Origin of the sequence: Lysobacter sp. Root76, assembly GCF_001428685.1 — a bacterium.
Lineage (GTDB): Bacteria > Pseudomonadota > Gammaproteobacteria > Xanthomonadales > Xanthomonadaceae > Lysobacter.
The window spans coordinates 12089-38380 of sequence record NZ_LMIK01000004.1 but is presented as its reverse complement, the minus strand read 5'-3'; the positions used below and the strand labels follow the sequence as shown (position 1 = coordinate 38380).

20 protein-coding genes and 1 pseudogene are annotated in these 26292 nt (G+C 68.8%); 11 read left to right on the top strand and 10 right to left on the bottom strand.

What is annotated here, in order from left to right:
* Positions 1–66: 66 nt before the first annotated feature.
* A complete protein-coding gene (gene thiC / locus ASE10_RS05230; protein ID WP_055902126.1) occupies positions 67–1944 on the top strand; it encodes a phosphomethylpyrimidine synthase ThiC in 1878 nt (625 codons plus the stop codon).
* 653 nt (positions 1945–2597) lie between these two features.
* Here the strand turns inward: thiC and ASE10_RS21265 are convergent.
* Positions 2598–2732 carry a hypothetical protein gene (locus ASE10_RS21265; RefSeq protein WP_255355466.1) on the bottom strand — a complete coding sequence of 45 codons (135 nt, stop codon included), beginning with the start codon at positions 2730–2732 and terminating at the stop codon, positions 2598–2600.
* Positions 2733–3071: 339 nt separating this feature from the next.
* Between ASE10_RS21265 and ASE10_RS05220 the strand changes: the two genes are divergently transcribed.
* From ASE10_RS05220 to ASE10_RS05200, 5 genes are all read left to right on the top strand, one after another.
* Positions 3072–3758: an ion channel gene (locus tag ASE10_RS05220; protein ID WP_056306383.1), complete on the top strand. Its 687-nt coding sequence runs from the start codon at positions 3072–3074 to the stop codon at positions 3756–3758.
* Between the two features lie 287 nt (positions 3759–4045).
* A complete protein-coding gene (locus ASE10_RS05215) occupies positions 4046–6403 on the top strand; it encodes a winged helix-turn-helix domain-containing protein (protein WP_162255249.1) in 2358 nt (785 codons plus the stop codon).
* Positions 6404–6546: 143 nt separating this feature from the next.
* Entirely contained in the window at positions 6547–7479 is a 933-nt protein-coding gene (locus ASE10_RS05210; RefSeq protein WP_055902120.1) for a helix-turn-helix domain-containing protein, read from the top strand.
* Positions 7480–7778: 299 nt separating this feature from the next.
* Complete coding sequence (locus ASE10_RS05205; RefSeq protein ID WP_082559623.1) at positions 7779–10613, top strand: TonB-dependent receptor; 2835 nt, start codon at positions 7779–7781, stop codon at positions 10611–10613.
* 138 nt (positions 10614–10751) lie between these two features.
* On the top strand, positions 10752–11741 hold the full coding sequence (locus ASE10_RS05200; RefSeq protein ID WP_056100025.1) for an aspartyl/asparaginyl beta-hydroxylase domain-containing protein: 990 nt from the start codon (positions 10752–10754) through the stop codon (positions 11739–11741).
* 397 nt (positions 11742–12138) lie between these two features.
* Here the strand turns inward: ASE10_RS05200 and ppa are convergent, their stop codons facing one another.
* Positions 12139–12693, bottom strand: coding sequence for an inorganic diphosphatase (gene ppa / locus ASE10_RS05195; RefSeq protein ID WP_055902112.1), 555 nt, complete (start codon positions 12691–12693; stop codon positions 12139–12141).
* Between the two features lie 375 nt (positions 12694–13068).
* Between ppa and ASE10_RS05190 the strand changes: the two genes are divergently transcribed.
* Positions 13069–14583, top strand: a complete 1515-nt coding sequence (locus ASE10_RS05190) for an adenosine deaminase (RefSeq protein WP_056306381.1) — start codon at positions 13069–13071, stop codon at positions 14581–14583.
* Positions 14584–14652: 69 nt separating this feature from the next.
* Here the strand turns inward: ASE10_RS05190 and ASE10_RS20955 are convergent, their stop codons facing one another.
* The gene (locus ASE10_RS20955; protein ID WP_235565803.1) at positions 14653–15018 is read right to left on the bottom strand and encodes an OmpA family protein; all 366 of its coding nucleotides are present in this window, start codon (positions 15016–15018) and stop codon (positions 14653–14655) included.
* A gap of 54 nt (positions 15019–15072) precedes the next feature.
* Positions 15073–17097: pseudogene (locus tag ASE10_RS05185) on the bottom strand (sodium-translocating pyrophosphatase); the annotation flags it as partial.
* Positions 17098–17285: 188 nt separating this feature from the next.
* Between ASE10_RS05185 and ASE10_RS05180 the strand changes: the two are divergent.
* Positions 17286–17795 (top strand): hypothetical protein, encoded by a 510-nt coding sequence (locus ASE10_RS05180; RefSeq protein WP_157481193.1) that lies wholly within the window; start codon positions 17286–17288, stop codon positions 17793–17795.
* A 67-nt stretch (positions 17796–17862) separates the two neighbouring features.
* Here the strand turns inward: ASE10_RS05180 and ASE10_RS05175 are convergent, their stop codons facing one another.
* From ASE10_RS05175 to ASE10_RS05150, 6 genes are all read right to left on the bottom strand, one after another.
* Positions 17863–18345 (bottom strand): DUF2846 domain-containing protein, encoded by a 483-nt coding sequence (locus ASE10_RS05175; RefSeq protein WP_056306375.1) that lies wholly within the window; start codon positions 18343–18345, stop codon positions 17863–17865.
* A 7-nt stretch (positions 18346–18352) separates the two neighbouring features.
* Positions 18353–19084: a hypothetical protein gene (locus ASE10_RS05170; RefSeq protein ID WP_157488346.1), complete on the bottom strand. Its 732-nt coding sequence runs from the start codon at positions 19082–19084 to the stop codon at positions 18353–18355.
* Positions 19085–19394: 310 nt separating this feature from the next.
* Positions 19395–20201, bottom strand: coding sequence for a hypothetical protein (locus ASE10_RS05165; protein ID WP_055902095.1), 807 nt, complete (start codon positions 20199–20201; stop codon positions 19395–19397).
* Positions 20202–20362: 161 nt separating this feature from the next.
* Positions 20363–20803 (bottom strand): VOC family protein, encoded by a 441-nt coding sequence (locus ASE10_RS05160; protein WP_056306371.1) that lies wholly within the window; start codon positions 20801–20803, stop codon positions 20363–20365.
* 251 nt (positions 20804–21054) lie between these two features.
* Positions 21055–21873: an AraC family transcriptional regulator gene (locus tag ASE10_RS05155; RefSeq protein WP_056306369.1), complete on the bottom strand. Its 819-nt coding sequence runs from the start codon at positions 21871–21873 to the stop codon at positions 21055–21057.
* A 10-nt stretch (positions 21874–21883) separates the two neighbouring features.
* Positions 21884–23140 carry a 6-phosphofructokinase gene (locus tag ASE10_RS05150; RefSeq protein WP_056100001.1) on the bottom strand — a complete coding sequence of 419 codons (1257 nt, stop codon included), beginning with the start codon at positions 23138–23140 and terminating at the stop codon, positions 21884–21886.
* Positions 23141–23309: 169 nt separating this feature from the next.
* On the opposite strand from ASE10_RS05150, the gene ASE10_RS05145 reads away from it, so the two are divergent.
* The 3 genes from ASE10_RS05145 (at position 23310) to ASE10_RS05135 (ending at position 26280) form a co-directional block, all read left to right on the top strand.
* Positions 23310–23888 (top strand): adenylate kinase, encoded by a 579-nt coding sequence (locus tag ASE10_RS05145; protein ID WP_055902085.1) that lies wholly within the window; start codon positions 23310–23312, stop codon positions 23886–23888.
* A gap of 234 nt (positions 23889–24122) precedes the next feature.
* Positions 24123–25529, top strand: a complete 1407-nt coding sequence (mpl, locus tag ASE10_RS05140; RefSeq protein ID WP_055902082.1) for a UDP-N-acetylmuramate:L-alanyl-gamma-D-glutamyl-meso-diaminopimelate ligase — start codon at positions 24123–24125, stop codon at positions 25527–25529.
* 364 nt (positions 25530–25893) lie between these two features.
* Positions 25894–26280: a hypothetical protein gene (locus tag ASE10_RS05135; RefSeq protein ID WP_055902080.1), complete on the top strand. Its 387-nt coding sequence runs from the start codon at positions 25894–25896 to the stop codon at positions 26278–26280.
* Positions 26281–26292: the final 12 nt, after the last annotated feature.

Genomic DNA, 26292 nt, shown 5'->3' with positions numbered 1-26292 from the left:
GTGCGTTCACTCGCATGCGCCCGCACGTCCCGTGCGGATGTCTTCACCCAAAGCGGATCCGATCCCATGAATGCGGTGCCCTCCGAACTGCTGCAGCAGGCCGAACGTCTTTCGGCCGACGTCGTGCGTCCGATCCCCGGTTCGCGCAAGATCCACGTCGAAGGGTCGCGCCCTGACCTGCAAGTGCCGATGCGCGAGATCGCGCTGGCGCGCACGCCGACCATCTTCGGCGGCGAGGACAACGCCGCGCTCGCGGTCTACGATACTTCCGGCCCTTACACCGATCATGAGGCGGTCATCGATCTCGCCGCCGGCCTGAAGCCGCTGCGCGCGACCTGGATCGCCGAGCGCGGCGACACCGAAGTGCTGAGCGGGCTGTCGTCGGAGTTCGGCCGCAAGCGCGAGCACGACCCCAAGCTGGCGCACGTGCGCTTCGGCAACCGGCCGCTGCCGCGCCGCGCCGTCGCCGGCGCCAACGTCACCCAGATGCACTACGCGCGCCGCGGCATCGTGACGCCGGAAATGGAATACATCGCGATCCGCGAGAACCAGCGCCTGGAGTCGATCCGCGAAGCGCACCTGCTGAACCAGCACCCGGGCCACAGCTTCGGCGCGAACATCCAGAAGATCATCACGCCCGAATTCGTCCGCGACGAAGTCGCGCGCGGCCGCGCCATCATCCCCAACAACATCAATCACCCGGAAAGCGAGCCGATGATCATCGGCCGCAACTTCCTGACCAAGGTCAACGCGAACATCGGCAACTCCGCGGTGTCCTCGGGCATCGCCGAGGAAGTGGAGAAACTGGTGTGGTCGATGCGCTGGGGCGCGGACACGGTCATGGACCTGTCCACCGGCAAGCACATCCACGAAACCCGCGAATGGATCATCCGCAATTCGCCGGTGCCGATCGGCACGGTGCCGATCTACCAGGCACTGGAGAAGGTCGACGGCCGCGCCGAGGAACTGACCTGGGAGATCTTCCGCGACACCCTGATCGAACAGGCCGAGCAGGGCGTGGACTACTTCACCATCCACGCCGGCGTGCTGCTGCGCTACGTGCCGCTGACCGCCAAGCGCGTGACCGGCATCGTCTCGCGCGGCGGCTCGATCCTGGCCAAGTGGTGCCTGGCGCACCACAAGGAGAATTTCCTCTACACGCACTTCGAGGACATCTGCGAAATCATGAAGGCCTACGACGTGGCCTTCTCGCTCGGCGACGGCCTGCGTCCGGGCTCGATCGCCGACGCCAACGATGCGGCCCAGTTCGGCGAGCTGGAAACCCTGGGCGAGCTGACCAAGATCGCCTGGAAGCACGATGTCCAGACCATGATCGAAGGCCCCGGCCACGTGCCGATGCAGCTGATCAAGGAGAACATGGACAAGCAGCTGGAGGTGTGCGGCGAGGCGCCGTTCTACACCCTCGGCCCGCTGACCACCGACATCGCGCCGGGTTACGACCACATCACCTCCGCGATAGGCGCGGCGATGATCGGTTGGTTCGGCACCGCGATGCTGTGCTACGTGACGCCCAAGGAGCACTTGGGCTTGCCCAACAAGCAGGACGTGCGCGAAGGCCTGATGGCCTACAAGATCGCCGCGCACGCGGCCGATCTGGCCAAGGGCCACCCCGGCGCGCAGGCGCGCGACAACGCGATGAGCAAGGCGCGCTTCGAGTTCCGCTGGGAAGACCAGTTCAACCTGGGCCTGGACCCGGAGCGGGCGCGCGAGTACCACGACGAGACGCTGCCCAAGGATGCGCACAAGGTCGCGCATTTCTGCTCGATGTGCGGGCCGCATTTTTGCTCGATGAAGATCACGCAGGACGTGCGCGACTACGCCAAGGAGCATGGGGTTGAGGAGGCGGCTGCGTTGAGCGAGGGGATGGCGGAGAAGTCGGCGGAGTTTTTGGCGCAGGGGGCGGAGGTTTATCGGCGGGCGTAGGTTCGTCGATCTGCCGATCTGCCGATCTGCCGATCTGTCGGCCTGTCGGCCTGTCGGCGGCCTCGGCCGCATTCGCGCCGCTCTTGCTTTGGGGTAGGAGCGGCGTGAGCCGCGACCGCGATCTTCGGCTACCGCGCTGGCTTCGATTCGGATTGGCTTCGCTTTCTGCTTTCTGTGGGAGCGGCGTGAGCCGCGATTGCGAATTTCGGCGTTCTGCGATGGCTTCGGTTCTTTAGGTCAAAGGCTTCCGCCCGCTGCGCGTGCGGGTCACTTTCTCTTGCCACTCGCCTTGGGGTAGGAGCGGCGTGAGCCGCGACCGCGACCTTCGGCTGCCGCGCGGGCTTCGATTCGGATTGGCTCCGCTTTCTGCTTTCTGTGGGAGCGGCGTAAGCCGCGATTGCGAATTTCGGCTGCTTTGCTGGTTTCGTTCTTAAGCAAAGGCTTCCGCCCGCTGCGCGTGCGGGTCACTTTCTCTTGCTAGCCCAAGAGAAAGTGACCAAAGAGAAGGGCTTACCTTGACAACCCTCCCGTGCGGGTTCGGAGCTTGCGCGGGGATTTTTCGAAGGAACATCCTGTTCCTCGAAAAACGGCGCGCGTCCTGCGCGCCGCCCTTCGGGTCTACGGTTGTTCGTCGTAGTGCGGCTCGATGGATTTCAATGCCGCAGCAACAGCAACAGCAACAGCAACAGCAACAGCAACAGCAACGGCAACAGCAACGGCAACAGCAACGGCAACAGCAACGGCAACAGCAACGGCAACGGCAACGGCAACGGCAACGGCGACCTCATTCAGCCCCGTAGGATGCGGTGAGCCATAGGCGAACCGCATCGTCACCAGACCATGGCGGTGCACGACGGTGCGGTTGCCACCGCACCCTACGTATCCGCCGGATGCGATGAATGCAGGCGGGATGCAGGGGCGCGAGACCGCCGTGTTCTTGGTCTCTCGTGCTCCGCGACGACAAATCGAAAGACAATGTCGCAACGCCTTTCGTTTCGCGCACTCGCCTCCACAAGCCGACCCTCATGCACATGCCGACCCACCCGGCGCTCCCGCTCCATATATAAGGAACCCAAGCCCGACCCCTCCCCTGGGCGCCGTCCGCCAAGTCCTGCACACTCCGCCGCATGAGCGACCACAGTTACGCTTCCCTGAAATGGCGCGCCTTGGCGCGGCGGCATCCGTCGGCGTTCTTGTTGGCGGCGCAGTTGTTGAGCATGGTCGCCTATCCGCTGTTCGAGCCCTCCGGCGGCGGTCGGGTGGTGTTCGGGGCGTTCGGTGTGCTGGTGCTGGCGCTGGCGGTGTGGGTGGTGAACCGCAGTCCGGCGAACATGTGGGTGGCGTGGCTGCTGGCGACGCCGGCGTTCGCGCTGTCGATCCTGTCGGTGGTGCTGGCCAGCGACACGCTGCTGGTGGCCTCGTCGGCGCTGGAGGCGCTGCTGTACTTCTATGCGGCCGGCAGCCTGATCGGCTACATGATGAGCGACCACCGGGTCACCGCCGACGAACTGTTCGCGGCCGGCGCGACCTTCACTCTGCTGGCCTGGGGCTTCGCCTACGCGTTCCTGGTCTGCCAGGCCCTGTATCCGGGCAGTTTCGTCGGCGCCGAGCGGCCGGGCGAGCCGCGGACCTGGATCGAATTGCTGTTCCTGAGCTTCACCAATCTGTCGGCGGTGGGCCTGGGCGACGTGATTCCGCTGGGCTCGGGCGCGCGGGTGCTGGTGATGCTCGAGCAGTTCGCCGGGGTGGGCTACATCGCCGCGGTGGTGTCGCGCCTGATCGGGCTGACCATCCTGCATCGGGAGCGACGCTGAACGGATCTTCAGGAAACTCGGAGGCGGCGGACGCGGATAAAAAAATCGCGCCCCAGCCCCGTGAAGGCTGCGACGCGAAAGTGGAACGATACGTTCTGTAAGACGTCGGCGAGAGAGGGCCTGTGTGCCACCCGCAATGAATGCGGAGGTACCCGGCGACGTTAGAATGGTGCCTTCAGGCGCGTTAGCCCGTTCGCGCCTCCGCTGTGTGCCGGGTCTGGCTGTTGACCGTTCAGGTCTTCAGGCACATGACGCCGATGCGGTCCGCCGCGACCATTGCAGGATTCATGTCCCGACCCCCCGAGCCATCGCCGTCGCTGCCGTCCGAGCGCCTGCGCGTGGGCGATTGCCTGGTCGACGTGCCGCTGCGCGAGATCCTGGCGCCGGGCGCGCGCCGGCCGCGCCGGATCACGCCCAAGGCGATGGGCGTGCTGCTGAGCCTGGTCGAACACCAGGGTCGGGTGGTCAGCCGCGACGCGCTGCTGGCCGAGGTGTGGCCGGATACGCTGCCGACCAACGACGTCATCACCCAGGCCATCACCCAGTTGCGCAAGGCCTTCGACGACGAGCGCGGCAATCCGCGCTACATCGAAACCATCGCCAAGAACGGCTATCGCCTGCTGACGCCGGTGACCTGGCTGGACGCGGTCGTGTCCGCCGGCGCCACCGCGCGCAGCGAGCGCAACGACCGCGCGCGCCACGATGCGGTGCTGGTCGATCCTTCGCGTACCACCGCCGAGCATCCGTCGTTTCCGGGCCCCGAACGCGAAGACGCGGTCGCGGCGATTCCGCTCGTGGCCGCGCCCAGCGCGCGCGGCGCCTGGAGCTCGATCCTGGGCGCGATCGTCGCCGTGGCGGTGCTGGTCGGCGCGATCGTGCTGTGGTCGATGCTGCGCGCGCCGGCGCCGGCGCCGCAGGACGCGCGCGCCAACAGCGCGATGGCGCTGCCGAGCGAGCGCCCGTACCGCCTGATCACCTCGATGCCCGGCTTCGAGCTGGCGCCGACCCTGTCGCCGGACGCGTCGATGGTGGCCTACGTCGCCATCCCCGAACGCGCGCGCGCCACCGCGATCATGGTCCAGACCACCGACCAGACCCAGCCGCGCGCGCTCAGCCATCCCAGCGGCGCGGCCGAGGACAGCGCGCCGGCCTGGTCGCCGGACGGGCGCTCGATCGCGTTCCTGCGCGTGGAGCCGGGCGCGGCCTGCCGGATCATGGTGATCGCGGCCAACGGCGGCGCCGAGCGCGAAGTCGGCACCTGCGACCATCGCAGTCCGCCCAGCTTCGACTGGACCCCGGACAGCCACGGCCTGGTGTTCGGCAGCATGCCGACCGCCCTGGGTGTGGTCGGCATGCGCCAGCTCGACCTGGCCAGCGGCGAGTGGACCGCGCTCAACTACCGCCGCGGCCGCGCGGACCTGGACACGGCGCCGCGCTATTCGCCGGACGGGCGCTGGATCGCGTTCGTGCGCAACGCCCCGCTGGGCGACTTCTGGCGGGTGCCGGCCGAAGGCGGCGAAGCCGAGCGCCTGACCGAGCTGCGCGCCGACGTGCGCGGCTGGGACTGGCTGCCCGACGGCAGCGGCCTGCTGTTCGGCCGCGCCATCGACGGCGACATCCGCATGTACCGGCTCGATTTCGACAGCGGCCGGATCAGCGACACCGGCATCGCCGATGCGCAGAATCCGGTGGCCGCGCGGACCCGGCCGGCGGCGGTGTTCGTGCAGCGCAAACCCTATTTCGGCCTGTACCGGGTCGCGGTGCCGGAGCATTCCGGCGGCCTGGTGCACGTGGTCGAGCCGCTGTTCGCGTCCTCGGCGCGCGACGTGCTGCCGTCGGTGGCGCCGGATTCGCGCCAGCTGGTGTTCGTGTCCGACCGCTCCGGCAGCAACGGCCTGTGGTGGGCCGATCTGCAGCGGCCGGAATCGCTGCGCATGATCGCCGGCGTGCAGCCGGCGACGCGCTACGTATCGAGCTGGTCGGCCGACGCCCGCAGCGTGCTGGTCAGCGGGCGCGACCGCGCCGGCCGGCCGGTGGTGCATGAGGTGGTGCCGTCCAGCGGCCGGGTCTCGCAGCTGGACCTGCCGCTGAGCGAGCCGGTCCAGGCCCTGTACCTGCCCGACCCGTCGCGGATCCTGGTCCTGGCCGGGGCAGGCGACGGCCACCTGCGCCTGCATCTGTTCGACCGCCGCCAGAGCCCGATGCGGCCCCTGGCCACGATCGACGACGTGTCCCAGGTCCAGCTCGACCCGGCCGGCCAACGGGTGCTGTTCACCCGGCCGACCCGCAGCGGCCTGTGGCAGGCCGACCTGGCCCTGTCGCCGGGCAGCGTGCGCGAGCTGAACGCGGAAGAGCCGATCTCCGACCGCTACCGGCTGTGGGCGGTCGCGGGCGACGGCCAGGTCCGGTACCTGGAGCAACTGCAAACCTGCGCCGCCCGCCTGCGTCGCATCGATCTTGGAGACGCACCGGCGGCGCCGCCCCTATGCCTGGACCAAAGCCGCCGCGCGGCGGTCAACGGCTTCTCGGTCAGCCCGCGCGGCGACGCCGTGTATGTGGCCCTGGTCGAGTGGGACGGGGCTGATATCGGTTACATGGACCTGTTGCAGGCTCCGAAGACGGAAGTGCCGGGTTGGTTCAAGTGATTGATGCAAAAGGTAAATAGTCTTTCGGAAGTTCTTCGGTTTTGCCCTCGTTGCGATTTCGCATAACTCTCCGGCAATTTTCCTGAAGCCGGACTCGGTGTCCGGCAAAAGCATTGGCCATTCTCGGCACATGAGGTGGACCAATGGAGCAATCGCAATGGGCGGACCGCGGGCAGCTGCTGCAGCTCGACAGCCCGGACAACGCAGCGCTGGGTAGCTGCGTCGGCGTCTCCCGTCTCGGCAGCGCTCAGCTGTCGGGCGCCAACTTCTCGATCTGGGTGCAGCTGCGCGGCGCCTCCTGGGTCGAAGCCAAGGAAGGCAAGTTCCGGCTCAAGCGCGGCGACTGGATCGCGTTCGAGCGCGACTCCAAGCCGGTGCTGCAGGCCGACCGCCACGGTTTGTGCGTGGGCCTGAACCTGAGCGCCGACGCGCTCAAGGCGATGGCGCGCTTCGCCGACTGCGGCCTCTATGCCGGTCGCGGCCGCATGAGCCGGCGCGACGCCCGCGTGGTCCTGCGCCTGTGGCGCCAGGCCAGCGTGCGCGCCGCCGACACCGAGGCGCCGGCCGAGGCCACCTCGCTGCGTCCGATCCTGCTGCACCTGGCCGGCATCCAGCGCGAGCTGGCTTCGCGCATCCCGCGTTGCCCGGGCCGCTCGCGCAGCCGCAAGCGCCAGGTGTTCGGCCGCCTGCAGCGCGCGCGCCTGTACCTGGAAGGCAATTGCGATCGCGTCGTGCGCATCAGCGAACTCGCCGAGCTCACCAGTTTCTCCAGCTGGTACTTCTCCAAGACCTTCCACAGTCTTTACGAAGAGAGCCCGCAGGCCGCATCGGCGCGCATGCGCCTGGAACATGCGGCGGATTTGCTCAAGAGCACCACGATGATGATCGGCGAAGTCGCCGCGGCCAGCGGCTTCGACAACTGCTGCAGCTTCGCGCGTGCGTTCCGCGCGCGCTTCGGCGTGTCCGCCACGCGCTATCGCAGCGCCGCCGCCAGCAACGCGGGCTTGAGCTCGCGGGCCGACTCGGCAAAGTCTCGCGGCAGTGTGCGCAAAGCGGCGCTGGCCACCGCAATCTGATGCGGCGTCGGCGCGCATGCGTTGATCGCATGCCGCCGATTTTCCGGCGCGCCGCGACCACGCCCTGCATCCGTCGCGGCGCACTTTTTCGATAAGCACTTCGGCAGCGCGCGGGTTTCGCGTGCGCTTGCGCGTGTCCGCGCTGCGCTATCGCAACGACGTTGCGAACGATGCGGGCGTGAACTCGCGGACCGACTCGGCAAAGTCTCTCGGCCTCGCATGCAAAGCAGCGATGGCCATCGGAACGTAATTTTGCTGGGCGTTTTAACACGCCCATAACGATTACTGGAGAGAGATAGATGAACCATCGCAATTTGCGTCCCGTGGTGCGGCTCGGCTTGTTGCCGGCCGGCATCGCGATCGCACTGGTGCCGGCGTTCGCCAGCGCCCAGGAAGCCGATGCAGCTCCCGCCCAACAAGATGCTACGACCCTCGATCGCATCGAGGTCACCGGCTCGCGCATCAAGCGCGCCGACATCGAAACTTCGCAGCCGATCTTCACCCTGACCCGCGCCGAGATCGACAAGCAGGGCGTGACCTCGGTCGCCGACGTGCTGCAGCGCATCTCCAGCAACGGCGCCGCGCTGAACTCGACCTTCAACAACGGCGGCGACGGTTCCTCGGGCATCAGCCTGCGTAACCTCGGCTCCAGCCGTACCCTGGTCCTGGTCAACGGCCGTCGCTGGACCACCCAGCTCGACGGTTCGGTCGACCTCAACACCATCCCGGCCTCGATCATCGAGCGCGTGGAAGTGCTGAAGGACGGCGCCTCGACCATCTACGGTTCCGACGCCATCGCCGGCGTGGTCAACATCATCACCCGCCGCAACTTCGAAGGCGCCGAAGCCGGCGCGTACTTCGGCCAGTACAGCCAGCAGGACGGCGACCGTCAGGCGTACGACTTCACCATGGGCGTCAGCAACGATCGTTCCTCGATCCTGCTGGGCGCGTCCTACGTGAAGGAAGAGGCCGTCATGGCCGGCGCGCGCAAGATCTCGTCCGGCGGTCCCCCGTTCTTCGGCGGCCAGAGCGGCACCGGCTTCCCGGGCTCGTTCGTCGACAACCAGGGCACCGCGTCCAACACCGACGACGTGCGCTATGTCCTCGACGCGCAGGGCAACAAGGTTCCCTACAACTCGGCCGTGCACGGCTACAACACCGCGCCGGACAACTACCTGTTGACCCCGCAGGAGCGTACCTCGCTGTTCGCGCAGGGCACGTTCAACATCACCGACAACCTGACCTTCCGCACCGAGACGCTGTACAACCAGCGCATCTCCGAGCAGCTGCTCGCGGCCATGCCGGTCACCGGCCAGACCCTGAGCAAGGACAGCCTGTACGCGCCGGCCGAGTACAAGGGCGTGCGCGACCTGATCGGCGTCAACCGCCGCTTCCAGGAAACCGGTGGCCGTTCGTTCAACCAGGACGTCAAGAACTTCCACTTCTACGGCGGTCTGGAAGGCTTCTTCAGCGTCGGCGAGCGTCAGTTCGATTGGGACGCTGGCTACCGCTACGACAAGTCCGACGAGAACACCCTGACCTACGGTCTGTTCAACCTGGCCGCGCTGCGCAACGCCTACGGTCCGTCGGAAATGCGCGACGGCAAGGCCGTGTGCGTGTCCGCACCGGGCGGCGCCATCATCGCCGGCTGCGTGCCGATCAATCCGCTCGGCGGCCTGGGTTCGATCACCCCGGAAGGCCTGGCGTACACCGGCTTCACCGCGCACGATTCGGCCAAGGTCGAGTCCAAGAGCTACACGCTGAACCTCAGCGGCGACATCATCGACCTGCCGGCCGGCCCGCTGGGCTTCGCCGCGGGCTATGAGCACCGCACCGAGAGCGGCCAGTTCGATCCGGACGCGTTCATCGCCGCCGGCCTGAGCACCGGCAACGCGCGTTCGCCCACGGCCGGTTCGTACTCGCTGGACGAGTTCTACCTCGAAGTCGCCGTGCCGGTGCTGTCCGACCTGCCGTTCGCCAAGCTGCTCGACTTCTCGGTCGCCACGCGTTACTCGGACTTCAGCAACTTCGGCGACACGCTGAACAGCAAGTTCGGTTTCCGCTGGAAGCCGATCGACGACCTGCTGATCCGCGGCAACTGGTCGGAGGGCTTCCGCGCCCCGAGCATCAGCAACCTCTACGGCGGCAACACCGACTCGTTCGAGAGCTACATCGACCCGTGCTCCAGCCACTCCCCGCTGCGCGGCAACGCCCAGGTCGCGGCTCGCTGCGCCGCCGAAGGCGTGCCGGCGAACTTCGTCCAGCCGGGTAACGGCGCGTCGCGTCAGACGCTCGAAGCCTTCACCTGGACCTCGAACGACCAGCTGGCCCCGGAAACCTCGACCAGCAAGACTTTGGGCTTCGTCTACAGCCCGAGCTGGCTGCAGGGCTTCGACATCGCGGTCGACTGGTACAAGGTCAAGATCGAGAACGCGATCACCCGTCCGGAAGCGCAGTTCATCCTCGACAAGTGCTACGCCGGTACCGCGGGCGAGCAGGCTGCGTACTGCGGTCTGTACTCGCGCGGCGGCACCTCGGCCGGCAACCCGAACATCATCGACAAGCTCGAGATGCCGCTGCTCAACCTCGCTCAGTACGAGGTCGAGGGTTACGACGTGACCCTGAACTACCGTCTGCCGGAAACGGCGTACGGCAAGTTCTCGATCACCTGGGACACCAGCTACACCTCCAAGTGGATCGCCACCGCCACCAAGGATTCGACCCCGGAAGAGCGTCAGGGCCTGTACCTGCCGCAGGATCCGTACTGGCGGATCAAGTCCAATCTGTACCTGGATTGGACCAAGGGCGACTTCGGCGCGACCTGGGGCATGCGCTACAAGTCGGGCATCGACGAGGATTGCCCGTTCACGGGCGCCGACGCGCAGGCCTACTGCTCGGATCCGAACCGCGTGACCATCGACGGTCCGGCGCCGCGCAACCACCTGGGTGCGGTCACGTATCACGACATGCAGTTCCGCTACAACACGCCGTGGAACGCCACCGTCTCGGTCGGCGCGAACAACGTGTTCGACAAGGATCCGCCGCAGTCGCTGACCGCGCCGTACAACATGTTCGATCCGCAGTACGACGTGCCGGGCCGTTACTACTACCTGCAGTACCGTCAGCGCTTCTGATCGACGGTCCAGTCAGTAGGCAACATGCAGTACCGGGAGGCGGGCCATCGGCCCGCCTCCTTTTTTATGCGCGCCCGGGCATGGCGACGGCTTCGCGGTCCTGTGTACGATAGGGCGGTCGCAGGTCCGGATCGCACGATGAAACTGCAGGTGCCGTTCATCCAGTTGCCGCTGTCGTTCGACGCGGCGCGGCTGGCGTCGGAGATCGCCGCTCTGGGCGAGGCGCCGTGGCGCCCGCACCCGCAGGGCTTCGCCGGCAACTCGATGCTGCCGCTGGTCGCCGTCGACGGCGAGCCGGGCAACGAGGCCTTCGCCGGGCAGATGCGCCCGACCCCGGAACTGCAGCGCTGCCCCTATCTGACCCAGGTCTTCGCCAGCCTCGGCGCCACGGCCGGCCGCAGCCGCCTGATGCGCCTGTCCGGCCATGCCGAAGTCACCCGCCATGCCGACCAGGGCTATTACTGGGCCGAGCGCGTGCGCGTGCACGTGCCGATCGTGACCCAGCCGACCGTGCGCTTCGAATGCGGCGACGCCGCGATCAACATGGCCGCGGGCGAGTGCTGGATCTTCGACACCTGGCGCCAGCACCGGGTCATCAACGATGCGGTGCAGTCGCGCATCCATCTGGTCGTCGACACCGTCGGTGGCGGCGAGTTCTGGGACCTGGTCGGGCGCGGACGTCCGCACAACGTCGCCCCCGCGGGCTGGCCGCTGCGCGCGGTTGCGCCGCGCGCGGACGAGGTCGTGCGTTTCCCCTGCGAGACCGTCAACGTGCCCGTGGTGATGAGCCCCTGGGAGCTCAACGCCCACTTCGGCCTGTTGTTCGCCGACGCCGAGCCGCATCCGCAACTGCAGCAGGTGCGGCAGAGCGCGATGCGCTTCGCCCGCGCCTGGCAGGGCCTGTGGTTCGAATACGGCGAGCGCCCGGAAGGCCGCGCGCGCTACCGCGAGACCCTGCAGCGCTTCATCGACGAGGTCAAAGGACCCAGCCAGGGCATCCGCCTGCGCAACGAACTGCGCTGGTTCAACGCGATGATGACCATCGTCGCCAAGTTCGCGGTCGGCGGTGAAGCGCCGGCGGCGGGCAGCAATGCGGAACAGCAGCGGGCGGTGGGCGATAACGCCTGAATGCTTGTTTGGCCCCTCTCCCGCGAGAGCGGAGAGGTTGGGGTGAGGGCAGCGCGGCGCGTAGCTGCGACCTCGGCCGCTGCCCTCATCCGCCCTTCGGGCACCTTCTCCCGCGAGCGGGAGAAGGGACGGCAAGAGCCTCGCGTGCTTTAGCCCCTCTCCCTCAAACTGAAGACGGGACAACAAGATCTCCGCGCGCTTTAGCCCCTCTCCCGCGAGCGGGAGAGGGGTTGGAGTGAGGGCCGGTGCGCGACTGCAACTGCAACCCGGACCCTCATCCGGCGCTACGCGCCACCTTCTCCCCTGGCAGAAGGAAGATCAAAAGTTCGAATCCAAAAAACAAAGGCCGCCCTGGGGCGGCCTTCGTCGTGTCCGAGCGGCGCCGACGGCGCCCGCCTCAGAACTTGGGCTTGTCGCCTTCTTCGGTCGCGTTGTAGCGATCGATCGCTTCGAGCAGGATCTGCTTGGCCTCGGCGGCGTTGCCCCAGCCGTCCAGCTTGACCCACTTGCCCTTCTCGAGATCCTTGTAGTGCTCGAAGAAGTGGCCGATGCGGTCCAGCCAATGCTGGCTGACCTGGCCGATGTCGGCGATGTGGCTGTAGCCGGCGAAGACCTTGTCGATCGGCACCGCCAGCAGCTTCTCGTCGCCGCCGGCCTCGTCGGTCATGCGCAGCACACCGACCGGACGGCAACGGATCACCGAGCCCGGGATCAGCGGCAGCGGCAGCACCACCAGCACGTCGGCCGGGTCGCCGTCGCCGCAGAGGGTGTGCGGCACGTAGCCGTAGTTGCAGGGGTAACGCATCGGCGTCGACAGGATGCGGTCGACGAAGATCGCGCCGGAGGCCTTGTCGACCTCGTACTTGACCGGCTCGGCGTCCTTAGGGATTTCGATGATGACGTTGATCTCATCCGGCGGGTTCTTGCCGGTGGGGACGAGGTCCAGGCCCATGCGTAGCTCCGACTGCTGGTGGCCCGCCGGGGGACGGGCCGATGAAAGAGCGGGCATTCTACGCGGCTGGCTGCTGCGATGCAGCATGGGGCGGGGCGCGCGCTGCCCGGGGCCTCCCGAGAGCTGCCATCGGCGGGCCGCACGCCTGCGTGGCGCGGCCGCAGTTCGAATGCACGGGCCCGAACGCTCAGGCCCGGCCGCGGATCGCCTGGCGACAGGGGTCCGCTGGCCTGCGGGGCCGTCTTTCCACAGGACAGGGGCGATGGAGGAAAAGCCGGGCGAGCGGCCGCGCCGCGTGCGCCGCATGCCGGGCGCCTTGAGCGCGGGGCGTCGCCGGTGTCCAATCCACTCAGGAAAACGACCGCGATGCAGGGAATGAAAGAACGAACCGGATGTCGAGAAACCGCATTGCTGGCCGTCTTGTGGTTGGCCTGCATGCCCGTCGCGGCCAGGCCCGCCAGCGACGAAGCGCGCACCGCCGCGTACTTCGACCGCATCGCCGCCAGCCCGCCGCAGCTGCGGATATTCCTGCAGGCCATGCCCAAGGGCGCCGACCTGCACAACCACGCCAGCGGTTCGGTCTATGCCGAGGACTTTCTGCGCTGGGCGGCGGAGCAGGACTATTGCATCGCCAGCGACAGCCATCGCATCGTGCGCCCGCCGTGCGTAGCGCCCGCGTCGGTGCCGGCGCGCGATCTGGCGAGCAAGGACTACGGCGCCTATAGCCGCGCCATCGACGCGCTGTCGATGCGCAATGCGAGCCTGCCGGATTTCGAGCGCTTCTTCGCCAGCTTCGACGGCTTCCGCGCCTTGTCCAGCGGCGACGGCAGCCGGTTGGTGGCGGCCGCACGCGAGCTGGCGGCCGACGACCGCGTCTCCTATCTGGAGCTGATGACGATGCCGCGCAGCGCGCAAGGCCTGCTGGACGCGGCCAAGGCCAGCGGACAGGACGGCAACGACTTCGGCGCCTTGGCCGCCGTACTGGCGCCCTTGCTGCCGGCCGCGATCGCCGAAGCGCGCGCGGAGCTGGACCGCTACGAAGCGACTCTCGCTGCGGCGCAGGGCTGCACGGGCGCCGCCGCGCAACCGGCCTGCACGGTCGAGGTGCGCTATCAGATTCCCGTGCCGCGCCATCGCCCGCCGGCGCAGGCCTTCGCCGCGATGGCGTTCGGCTTCGCCCTGGTCGAGGCCGATCCACGCTGGGTCGGCGTCAACATCGTCGGTCCCGAGCACCATCCGTTGGCGCAGCGCGACTATGCGCTGCATATGCGCATGTTCGCCTACCTCAAACAGCGCCATCCCACGGTGCCGCTGTCGCTGCACGCGGGCGAGCAGACCCTGGGCCTGGTCGCGCCGCGCGAACTGCGTTTCCATGTGCGCGACGCGGTGATGGTGGCCGGCGCCAAGCGCATCGGCCACGGTGTCGATATCGCTTACGAAAGCGACGCGCAGGCCTTGCTGCAGCGGATGGCGCGCGAGCGGATCGCGGTCGAGATCAACCTCAGCAGCAATGCCGCCATCCTGGGCGTGAAAGGCGCCGATCATCCCCTGCGGCTGTATCGCGAGGCGGGCGTGCCGGTGGTGCTGGCGAGCGACGACCAGGGCGTGCTGCGCAGCGACATGAGCAACGAGTACCTGCGCGCGGCGCAGGAGCATGGCCTGCGCTACGCCGACCTCAAGCGGATCGCCCGCGACAGTATCGAGTACGCGTTCCTGCCCGGCGCCAGCCTGTGGCAAGGCAAGGTGGGCGGAGCCCGGGTCGCGGCCTGCGCCGCCGCGCTGTCGTCGCCGGACCTGGCCTGCGAGCGCTACCTGCAGGGCAGCGAGAAGGCGCGGATGCAATGGCGCCTGGAGCAACAGTTCGGGCGGTTCGAGCGCGAGCCACGCTGACGGATGCGGCGCGGCAACGAAAACGGCGGCCGTAGCCGCCGTTCTCGTCGCCGGTAGCGGACGGCCGGATTACTCGACCACGACCTCGACCCGGCGCGCTTCCTTGGACGTGCCGTCGCCGGTGGTCTCGACCGGCTTGTCCATGCTGACGCGGTCGGCCGGCAGGCCCTGCGCGATCAGCCAGTCCCTGACCACCGAAGCGCGCTGCTTGGCCAGCTCGGCGTTGGCCGCGGGGTCGCCGCTGCGGTCGTGGAAGCCGGACACGCGCGCCTTCAGCGCCGGATCGCGTTGCAGGCGGTGATACACGTTCGACAGCGCGGTTTCGAACTCGGCCGGTAGCGCCGCCGAGTTGCTTTCGAAGTACAGCGTGGCGCGCGAATCCGGCGTCGCGGCGGCGGCACCGGCGGCCGGCGCGACCGTCGCCGGGGCGCTCATCTCGGTCGGCGCCGCGTGCGCCGCCACCGCATCGGCTGCGCCGCTGCCGGCCGGCAGCAAGGGCACCAGCAGCAGGGCGACGATGTTGATGATCTTGATCAGCGGATTGATCGCCGGGCCGGCGGTGTCCTTGTACGGATCGCCGACGGTGTCGCCGGTGACCGCGGCCTTGTGCGCCTCGGAGCCCTTGCCGCCGTGGTGGCCGTCCTCGATGTACTTCTTGGCGTTGTCCCAGGCGCCGCCGCCGGTGGTCATCGAGATCGCCACGAACAGGCCGGTCACGATGGTGCCGATCAGCAGGCCGCCCAGCGCCTTGGGCCCCAGCAGCAGGCCGATCACCACCGGCACCGCGACCGGCAGCAGCGAGGGCACGATCATTTCCTTGATCGCCGATTTGGTCAGCATGTCCACGGCGCGCGAGTAATCCGGCTTGCCGGTGCCTTGCATGATCCCGGGGATATCGCGGAACTGGCGCCGGACCTCCTCCACCACCGCGCCGGCGGCGCGGCCGACGGCTTCCATCGCCATGGCGCCGAACAGGTAGGGGATCAGGCCGCCGATCAGCAGGCCGATGATCACGTAGTGGTCGGACAGGTCGAAGGAGAACACCGTGCCCGGATGCGCGGCCTGCAGGTTGTGGGTGTAGTCGGCGAACAGCACCAGCGCGGCCAGCGCGGCCGAGCCGATCGCATAGCCCTTGGTCACCGCCTTGGTGGTGTTGCCGACCGCGTCGAGCGGATCGGTCACCGCGCGCACTTCCGGCGGCAGTTCGGCCATCTCGGCGATGCCGCCGGCGTTGTCGGTGATCGGGCCGTAGGCGTCGAGCGCGACGATCATGCCCGCCATCGACAGCATCGAAGTCGCGGCGATGGCGATGCCGTACAGGCCGGCGAACGCGTGCGCGCCCCAGATCGCCAGGCACACCGCGATCACCGGCAGCGCGGTCGACTTCATCGACACGCCCAGGCCGGCGATGATGTTGGTGCCGTGACCGGTGGTCGAGGCCGCCGCGACGTGCTGCACCGGCTTGAACTGAGTGCCGGTGTAGTACTCGGTGATCCACACGATCACGCCGGTCAGGACCAGGCCGATCAGCGCGCACCAGTACAGGTTCATCGCGCCGTAGGACGAGTCGGCCATCAGCTGGGTGGTGATCGGGTAGAACGCGACCGCCGCCAGCACCGCCGACACGATCACGCCCTTGTACAGCGCGCCCATGATCGAGCCGCCGGCCTTCACCTTGACGAAGAACGCACCGATGATCGAGGCGACGATCGACACGCCGCCCAGCACCAGCGGGTACAGCACCGCATGGGTGCCGGCCTGGGCCATCATCAGCCCGCCCAGCAGCATGGTCGCGATCACCGTGACCGCGTAGGTTTCGAACAGGTCCGCGGCCATGCCGGCGCAGTCGCCGACGTTGTCGCCGACGTTGTCGGCGATCACCGCCGGGTTGCGCGGGTCGTCCTCGGGGATGCCGGCTTCGACCTTGCCCACCAGGTCGGCGCCGACGTCGGCGCCCTTGGTGAAGATGCCGCCGCCCAGTCGGGCGAAGATCGAGATCAGCGACGAGCCGAAGGCCAGGCCGACCAGCGCGTGCAGCGCCGCTTCGCCGGTGATGCCCATCTTGCCCAGCGCCAGCCAGTAGCCGGCCACGCCGAGCAGGCCCAGGCCGACCACCAGCATGCCGGTGATCGCGCCGCCGCGGAAGGCGACGTCCATGGCCGGGCCGATGCCTTTGCGCGCGGCTTCGGCGGTGCGCACGTTGGCGCGCACCGACACGTTCATGCCGATGTAGCCGGCCGCGCCGGACAGCACCGCGCCGATCAGGAAGCCGATCGCGGTAGGCCAGTTCAGGAAGATGCCGATGACCACGAACAGCACCGCGCCGGCGATGCCGATGGTGCTGTACTGGCGGTTGAGGTAGGCGCGGGCGCCTTCCTGGATCGCGCCGGCGATCTCCTGCATGCGTTCGTTGCCGGCGGGTTGCGCGCTGATCCAGCGCGCGGAAATGATCCCGTACAGGATCGCGATGACGGCGCAAGCCAGCGCCAAGGTCAAACCGTACTGCTCCAGCATGAACCCCTCCCCAGAGTGGACATCAGGACAACAACGGGATTGCCTAGTTTTAAGGTCGCGAGCCGGAGTTCCGGCGCGGCAACGCTGGGACTATCGCACAGGCTCCGGGCCTGTGAAACCTCGTGAAACCAGGGTTCAGCCCGAGCGTGCCAGCCTGCGACCCCAGTCACGTAACGATGGAGCCGTTCATGCGCATCGCCGTCGCCCTGTTCGCCGTCGCCCTGTCGCTGCCGGCCCTGGCCGCCGATCCGACGCCGGAAATCCAGCGCCCCGCCGCGCAGCCGCAGGCGGTGGGCGCGGTCCATACCCTGCGCCAGATCCCCGAGGCCTGTGCGCGTATCGAAGGCCAGTTCACCGGCCAGGCCGCGCAGCCGTACAAGTTCGCCGTGGTCCGCACCAGCCCCAATTGCCAGGCGCGGGCGCGTTTCGTCGACGCGGCCAAGGCCCAGCCCTCGCTGGCCGCGGGCTGGAAGTTCAACGATCTGATCCGTGTCCCCAGCGCGGCCTGCCCGTCGCAGCAGGCGGTGGTGCGGGTGTGGCGCAAGCCGGCCGACGTGGCGCCGCCCAAGCTCGATGCGCAGGGCCAGGCGCGCCTGTACCTGAGCGACGAGAAGGCCAAGGCCGCGGCCCGGCAGCTCGCGGCGATCCCGATGTTCGCCGCGGCGATGTCGGTCGAGGGCAAGGCCTGCGGCGGTTGAGGCGCGCCGCGCGCCGATCGCATCACGCGACGGGCGCCGCTGCGGCGCCCGTCGCGATCGGTGAGGCTTACTTGGCGAGCTTGAGCTTGTCGGCCAGGGCGTTGAACGCCGCCGCGTCGGTCGGCGACAGGTTCGGACGGCCGGCCACGATGCCCATGCCCAGCGTGCCCTGCACGTAGTAGGTTTCGCCGGCCTCGATTTCCATGGTCAGCACGTCCTTGGTCTCGCCGTGGACGCGGTACTCGTGCGTGCCCGGATCGGCCACGTGGACGAAGTACTTGCCGCTGCGCAGCTTGCCCAGCTCGGTCTCGCCCTCGCGCACCTTGAAGCCGACCGCGGCGCCCACGAACTTGGACGGACGGAAGAACACGATCTGGCCCTTGCCCTGGGGCGGCACGCCGATCGTGCCGGCGGCCTGCGCGCCGCTGGCGTCTTCCGCCGCTTCGGCGGCGGCTGCGGTCGCGGCCGGCTGGGCGACGTCCTGGGCCAGCACGGCGCCGGAAAACATCAGGCCGAGGGCGAGTGCGGAAACACGGAACTTCAGGTTCATCTAAGGACTACTCCTTGGGTGGTTGAACGACGTCGGTCGTGGCAGCCGACGACGGAGAAACGGGGAGGGCGGCGGTCGCGGCGACCGTGCCGGCGACGGGCAGATCCAGGTCCTGGGCGAGCTTGGCGTGCAGAGCGGTGTTGGCCGGGATCTCGATCTCGCGCCCGCGCACGAACATCGCGAACGGGCCGATCAGGAAGGCCGCGCCCATCGCGCCGTTGATCTGGTCGCGTCCGCTTTGCCCCACCGACAGGCCGCGCAAGGGGATCTGGCGGCCGTTGAATTCCAGATAGCGGCCGGCGATCAGCAGCTCGCCCGGATGACCGCCGCCGCGCGAACGCGCGCCGTGCACCACTTCGCCGACGGCGGGCGTGCCGGCCGGGATCGGGTCCGCGCCCTCGACCGCCAGCGGCTGGCTCAGGCGCAGCGCGAAGCGGTCGCCGCGCTTGTGGCGCGCGGAGGACAGGCTTTCGCCGAGCTGCAGTTCGACCACGCTGCCCGCCGCGAGCCGGCAGCAGGGCGCGGGCGTGGCGGCGAGGCTGGCATCGGCGGCGGCCGGCGCAGCGACGGGCTGCGTCGTCGGGGCGGGAGTCGTGGTGGGGAGCGGTGCGGCGGCGGCATCCTGCGCCTGCGCGACAGGAACGACGAGCAAAGCCGCGAGCGCGGCTGCGAGCTTGAACATGAGCGACGCCCCCCCTGAGCGTGGCCGCACATTAGCCAAGGCTCCGATTTCAGGCAAGCGCCGCGCGCGGGCCTAGGCGCCTGCGCGGACCGGGTTCGCATCGATCGCGGCGCGGCGGCGGCACCGCAAGCCGGGCCGGCATTGCCGATGCGCGTGAGGCGCCGAGCCAATAGCCGCAAGGGCTGGGCATCGGCGGGGGAGCGGATGGGTCGCTACCTGGGCAGTGCCAAAACGAGGCATGGAGTACGCGCGCGTCTCGCAAGCCGCGCGCCAGAACGGTCGCGTTCGTCGCCGAAGCGGTGCGGCTCGGCCTGGCCGGGAAAGCGAGCGCGCAGGCCGCGCCGAAGCGCGGCCTGCGTATGGCCGCTTACTGCAGACCGCGGCAGTTCGTCAGCCACACCAAGTGACTGGTCTGGTCGTAATGGTCGTAGGTGGCGTTGAGGTACATCTTGTCGCCGGTGCGCATCGCCAGCGAGTAGGCGTTCTGGTCCGGCTGCATGCGGCAGGCGATGCGCAGCTCGCCCCGGCGCGACTTGCTCTGGATCACGCCCGGCACCAGCGAGGGGTTCATGTCGAAGTAGAGCTCGAACGCGCCCTTCTTGCCGGCCACGCCCTTGTTGACGCCCTTGATGTTGTAAACCTTGCCTTCGAAGCGCACGTCGATCGCGGCGCCGTTCTCCAGGCCCTGGCGCTCGATGTCGGTGGCCAGCGAGGTGGCCTGGATCTCGATCGCCTTGGCCGCGGCGCGCGCGACCGGCGCCTTGCCCGGCTTGAGCTGGGTCAGCATCTTGCACATCGCGTCGCGGATGCCGTCGGCGTTGCCGAACGAGCCGCGGCGGGTCTTCATCAGCATCGACACCGCGCCGTCGGGCTTGGCGGTGACGTAGACCTGCAGGCCCTTGTGGGCCATGTTGGCCGGCTCCTCGAGCAGCAGCGAACCGCTTTCCGGACTTTCGTCGAGCACGTCCATGCCGTCGGCGATGGCGAGGTTGCGCATCTGGCCGATCGCGCTGGGCACGCTCAGGCCCGGGACCTTGTACGAGGTCGAATATTCGGCGCCGGAGAGCGCGTTGCCCTTCTTGCTGAAGTTGTCGTCGCACTGGCCGGCCAGCGCGGGCAGGGAGGGCAGCAACAGCAGCAGCGGGAGGATCAGCTGGATCGGCTTGGCTTTCATGAGGAGTTCCTTGAAGTGATCGGTCTTCCGTGCGCCCTGCCGTAGGCCTGCGACGCCCGCGGCCGCAGATTGCCGGATTAGCCAGGTCGATTCAACGACCATCCGGCATTAATTCCGCTATCGCGTTCGCATTCCTGCGTTCGAACGTGCCTTTCTTGCGCTCAATTGCAGGGGTCGGTGGGGTAGCGCTGCTGCATTTCCTGTGGCGTGAGTTCTTCGATGCTGTGACCGATGTTCCAGCGGTGACCGAAAGGATCGATCACCGTGCCCGAGCGTTCGCCGTAGAAATGATCGCGCGGCGCCATCGCCAGCTGTGCGCCGGCGGCGACCGCGCGGGCGACGGTCGCATCGGCGTCGTCGACGTGCAGGTGCAAGGTGTGGCTGTGGCCGCGTCCCGGCTCGGGACGGCGGATGTCGACCTCGGGGAACTCCTCGCACAGCATCAGGGTGCTGCCGCCCAGGGCGAGCTCGACATGGCCGATGCGGCCGGAGGGTTCGACCAGGCGGAATTTCTCGCTGGCCTCGAAGCTGTGGATGTAGAACTCGACCGCGGCCTGGGCATCGGCGACGCAGAGGTAGGGAAACAGTTCGTGTACGGCCATCGCGGTGCTCCGGTGTGGGTGTGCGGGCCAGCCTGCGCCCGACGCGCGGCGCGCGATTGGACGAAATTTACCCGTTTGCCGTTGCCGGGAGCGGGGCGGGCCTTCCGCTGTCTGTAGGAGCGGCGTGAGCCGCGATCGCGTCACCGCAACTGCCGCGCAGGGTCCGCGAGCTTCATCGCTGCCGACTGCCATCGCGGCTCACGCTGCTCCCACAGACAGCCCAGTGCTCAGCCTGGTGCTCAGCTCGATGCTCAGCTCAGCGGCAGATGGTTCGGCGACGCCGGTGCGCGCGCTGCGTACTCGCGTGGGCTCACGCCGGCGAATTCGCGGAACTCGCGGATCAGGTGCGATTGGTCGAAATAGCCCGCGTCCAGGGCCAATTGCGCCCAGGCCGGACGTGGCGTCGCCGCCAGCGCGGCGAGCAGGCGCTGGAAGCGCAGCACGCGCGCATAGCGCTTGGGCGCCAGGCCGGCGACGTCGCGGAAACCGGCGATGAAGCGGCGGTGGCTGCGGCCGCAGGCATCGGCCAGGGCGGCCACGTCGGTATCGGCCGGCGCGCGCTGCACGCAGGCCAGCGCCTGCACGATCTGCGGGTCCAGTCCGCGCCGGCCGCGCGCGCGGCGCAGCCGCGCCTCCAGGAAGGCCAGCAGCAGCGCACGGCGACGGCCAAGGTCGGCGTCGGCGGCCAGGCGTTCGCACAGCAGTTCGACCTCGTGCCCGCACAGGTCGGCCAGGTCGACGTGGCCGTCGGCGAGTTCGGCGGCGGATACGCCGAACAGCGCCAGCGCCGCCCCCGGCCGCAGTACCGCGCCGACCGAGGCCGCGGGTCGTGCGGTGTCCTTGATGCAGTAGCCGGCGCGGACCCCGCCGACGGTGGCCGCGCTGTAGCCGCGGCCCTGGCGGTCGGCGGCGTCGGCGTAGATCCGCAGCGGCGGCCCGTCCAGCCGGACCGTCAGATGCATGGCGCCGCTGGGCAGCGAGTGCTCGCGCGCGTGCGCGGGCGGCGCGTCGGGGCGCGCGCAGGCCCAGACCTGTGCGACCCAGGGCCGCAGCGTCGCCGTCCCGTGCACGGCCGCGGCCTCAGTCCTTGAAGTCCGGCAGCTTGCGCTTCACCGCCACGTTCTTCAGCGCCACGTACTTGGGCAGGCCGTCGCGGCCGTAGGGCGGCGGCGCCTCGCCGCGGATCAGCGGCTCCAGGTATTTGCGCGCGGCGGGCGTGATGCCGTGGCCGTCCTTGCGGATGAAGCCGGCCGGCATTTTCTTTTCGTGATTGGCGACCTTGTCCAGCGGCACCGGCGCGATCTTCCAGCGGTAGGGCGCGTCGGCCGTGCGCACGATCGCCGGCATCACCGCGTTCATGCCTTTGAGTGCGTACTCGACCGCGGCCTTGCCGACCGCGAGCGCCTGCTCGACGTCGGTCTTGGAGGCCAGGTGCCGGGCCGAGCGCTGCAGGTAGTCGGGCAGGGTCCAGTGGACCTTGTAGCCCAGCGCGTCCTTGACCCGGCCGGCCAGGTGCGAGGCCACGCCGCCGAGCTGGGTGTGGCCGAAGGAGTCCTTGCCGCCGCCGGCGTCGGCGACGAAGCGGCCGTCGGCGGTCTGGATGCCTTCGCTGGCCACGACCACGCAGTAGCCCACGCGCTCGACCACGGCTTTGACGCGCTTGAAGAAGTCGGCCTCGTCGAACGGCCGCTCCGGGAACAGGATCAGGTGCGGGGCCTGGTCCGGGCCGTCGCCGGCCAGGCCGGCGGCCGCGGCCAGCCAGCCGGCGTGGCGGCCCATGGCCTCGTAGACGAAGACCTTGGTCGAGGTCTCGGCCATCGCGGCCACGTCCAGCGCGGCCTCGCGCACCGACACCGCGGTGTATTTGGCGGCCGAGCCGAAGCCCGGGCAGCAGTCGGTCACGGCCAGGTCGTTGTCGACCGTCTTGGGCACGCCGATGCAGGTCAGCGGGTAGTCGAACTCGGCCGCGAGCCGGGACACTTTGAGCGCGGTGTCGGCCGAGTCGTTGCCGCCGTTGTAGAGGAACCAGCGCACGTCGTGGGCCTTGAGCACGGCCAGCAGGCGTTCGTAGCGGGCGCGGTCGGCGTCCAGCGATTTCAGCTTGACCCGGCAGGAGCCGAAGGCCCCGCCCGGGGTGTGGGCCAGGGCCCGGATCGCGGCCGCCGATTCCTTGGAGGTGTCGATCAGGTCCTCGCGCAGGGCGCCGAGGATGCCGTTGCGGGCCGCCAGCACCTTGACCTTGCGCGCGCGCGCGGTCTCGATCACGGCCGAGGCAGTGGCGTTGATGACGGCGGTCACGCCGCCGGATTGCGCATACAGCAGGGTTCCAGAGGCCATGGGGGTTCCAGGATTGACGCCGGGATGCGGTAAGCTGACCGCAATATTGACGCCCGGCGGTGGGGTGGCGACGGCTACGAGTGTAGCGCCGCGCCCCGGGCATGCGACCCAGGCCGCTCCGTGGAGAGCGCCGGCCGCACGAGGCATTCTTGTTCTAGGAGCGATGTAGATGCGATTGGTACTTCTGGGCGCGCCCGGTTCCGGTAAGGGCACGCAGGCGGCGCGACTCAAGGACCACCTGCAGGTGCCGCACATTTCCACCGGCGACCTGCTCCGCGGCGAAGTCGCCGCCGGCACCAAGCTGGGCCTGGAAGCCAAGGCGGTGATGGACGCCGGCAACCTGGTCAGCGACGCGATCCTGCTGGGCATGCTGGAGGAGCGCTTCTCGCGTCCCGACACCCATGGCGGCTTCATCCTCGACGGCTACCCGCGCAACCTGGCCCAGGCCGATGCGCTGGACGCGCTGCTGAAGAAGATCGGCCAGCCGATGGACTACGCCGTACAGCTGGAGGTGCCGATCGATCTGCTGGTCGAGCGCATCGCCGGCCGCGCCGCCGAGCAGGGCCGCAAGGACGACAGCCCGGACGCGGTCCGCACCCGTCTGAAGGTCTACGACGAGGTCACCGCGCCGGTCATCGAGTACTACCGCCAGCACGGCCGTCTGACCGCGATCGACGGCGTCGGCTCGCTGGACGAGGTGTTCACGCGCATCGTCGAGGCGCTGTCGCCGGCGCCGGTGGTCGGCTGAGCTTTACCGGCCTGAGTCGCTTTCGCCGCTCATGCCTCGGCTCCCTCTCCCGCAAGCGGGAGAGGGCTGGGGTGAGGGCATACGAACCACAAAACGCGGCGCGAGTTTCCTTGCGTTGACGTAGGCAGACTTGCGGCCGGCGTCGGACGCCGGGTCTCGCGTGCCCTCACCCCTTGCCCCTTTCCCGCAAGCGGGGGAGGGGAGTAGGTAGCGCAGTCTTATCAGGAACGTCGGATCTTGAAGCTACATATTCTGGGCATCGCCGGTACTTTCATGGGCGGCGTCGCCGCGCTCGCCCGCGAACTCGGCCACGAAGTCGAAGGCAGCGACCAGGCGGTGTACCCGCCGATGTCGACCCAGCTCGAACAGCTCGGCATCGCCCTGCGCCAGGGCTACCAGCCCGGCAACATCTCGCCCGATTGCGATGAGATCGTGGTCGGCAACGCGCTCTCGCGCGGCAACGGCGCGGTCGAGCAGGTGCTCGACGACGGCCGCCGCTACACCTCCGGCGCGCAGTGGCTCAGCGAACGGGTGCTGCCGGGCCGCGACACGCTCGCCGTCGCCGGCACCCACGGCAAGACCACCACCACCACCATCCTGACCTGGCTGCTCGAAGCCGCCGGCCGCGCGCCGGGCTTCCTGATCGGCGGCGTCGCCGAGGATTTCGGCGTCTCCGCGCGCATCGGCGCCGGCCGCGAGTTCGTGGTCGAGGCCGACGAGTACGACACCGCTTTCTTCGACAAGCGCAGCAAGTTCGTCCACTACCGCCCGCTGGTCGCGATCCTCAACAACCTCGAATACGACCACGCCGACATCTTCCCCGACGTGGCCGCGATCCAGCGCCAGTTCCACCACCTGGTGCGGACCGTGCCGCGCCGCGGCCGCCTGATCGTCAACGGCGAGGACGAGCGCCTGGCCGAAGTGCTGGCGATGGGCTGCTGGACCCCGGTCGAGACCTTCGGCCTGGACGCCGGACTGGCCCGGCACGCCGCAGGCGAGGGCGGTGCCGCTTACACCTGGAGCGCGCGCCTGCTGGCCGACGACGGCAGCGCTTTCGTCGTGGTCCACGATGGCGTCGAGATCGGTGAAGTGCGCTGGCCGCTGCTCGGCCGCCACAATGTGATGAACGCGCTCGCCGCGCTCGCCAGCGCCCACGCGGTCGGCGTGGATGTCGCCTCGGTGCTGCCGGCCCTGGCCGCGTTCCGCAGCGTCAAGCGCCGCCTGGAAGTGATCGGCGAGGCCGGCGGCATCACCGTCTACGACGACTTCGCCCACCACCCCACCGCGATCGCGACCACCCTGGCCGGCCTGCGCGCGCGCGTCGGCGGCGCCCGCATCGTCGTGGCGATGGAACCGCGCAGCAATTCCATGCGCCTGGGCGCCCACGCCGAAGCCCTGGCGCCGTCGCTGGACGGCGCCGACACCGTGGTGTTCCTGCATCGCCCGGAACTGGCCTGGGACGCCGGCAAGGTCGTCGCCGGCCTGCGCGGCGAAGGCGTGGCCGTGCCCGATGCGGCCGTGCTGATCGAAGCCCTGCGCGCCCGCGTGCGCGCCGGCGACCACGTCGTCTTCATGTCCAACGGCGGTTTCGACGGCGCGCCGCGCCGTTTCCTCGCCGTACTGCAGGACGCCGCCGGCTGAATCGGCCGGCGCCCGGTCCCGGGCGCGGCGCCTGCCGAGTTTCCAATCCGAACGTGCAATGGCGATGACGTGCGCGTCGCCGCTTGCGCCGGATCCTGCGTGCCGTTTGCCGACATCTCACCACGCCTGATAGGCATATAAATCGGCCTAAATGTGCCCATTGCCGACCTCGTGGCACATCCGATGCGAGTCTGGGCACGCGCCGCATATCGCAACTTAAAATTGCTATTTCTGCACACGAAAAGTGCCATTTCAGGGCGGCATATACGCAACAATGAGTTGCGTCATTCCCCGCTCTGCGGGCGCAGCGTCCGCGCCCGCGCAGGAGCCCGTCTCGGCCTGGCAGGATGCATGGGCGGTACCTATGAACTCTACGCACGACGACAAGCCCAAGCACGCAGACTTCGCCCGGCGCCTGAGCCATGCGCTGGACTTCTCGGGCTTCGCCAAGGGCCGCGCCCGCATCGGCGCCTTGTCGATCCATTACAACGTCAGCCGCGAGACCGCGCGCAAGTGGCTGCTCGGACTGTCGCTGCCCGAACTGCAGCGCATGATCGAAATCGCCACGCAGCAGCAGGTGAGCTTCGAATGGCTGTCCACCGGCCGCGGCAGCGTCGACGGCAACGGCCTGTCGGTGCGCGATCCCCAGGGCCCGTACGGCGACCCCGAGGAAATGCGCTTGGCCGGCCTGCTGCGGCGGCTCCCGCGCAAGAAACGCCGCGCTCTGATCGAGCTGCTCGACCCGGCTTGAGGCGATAGCCGC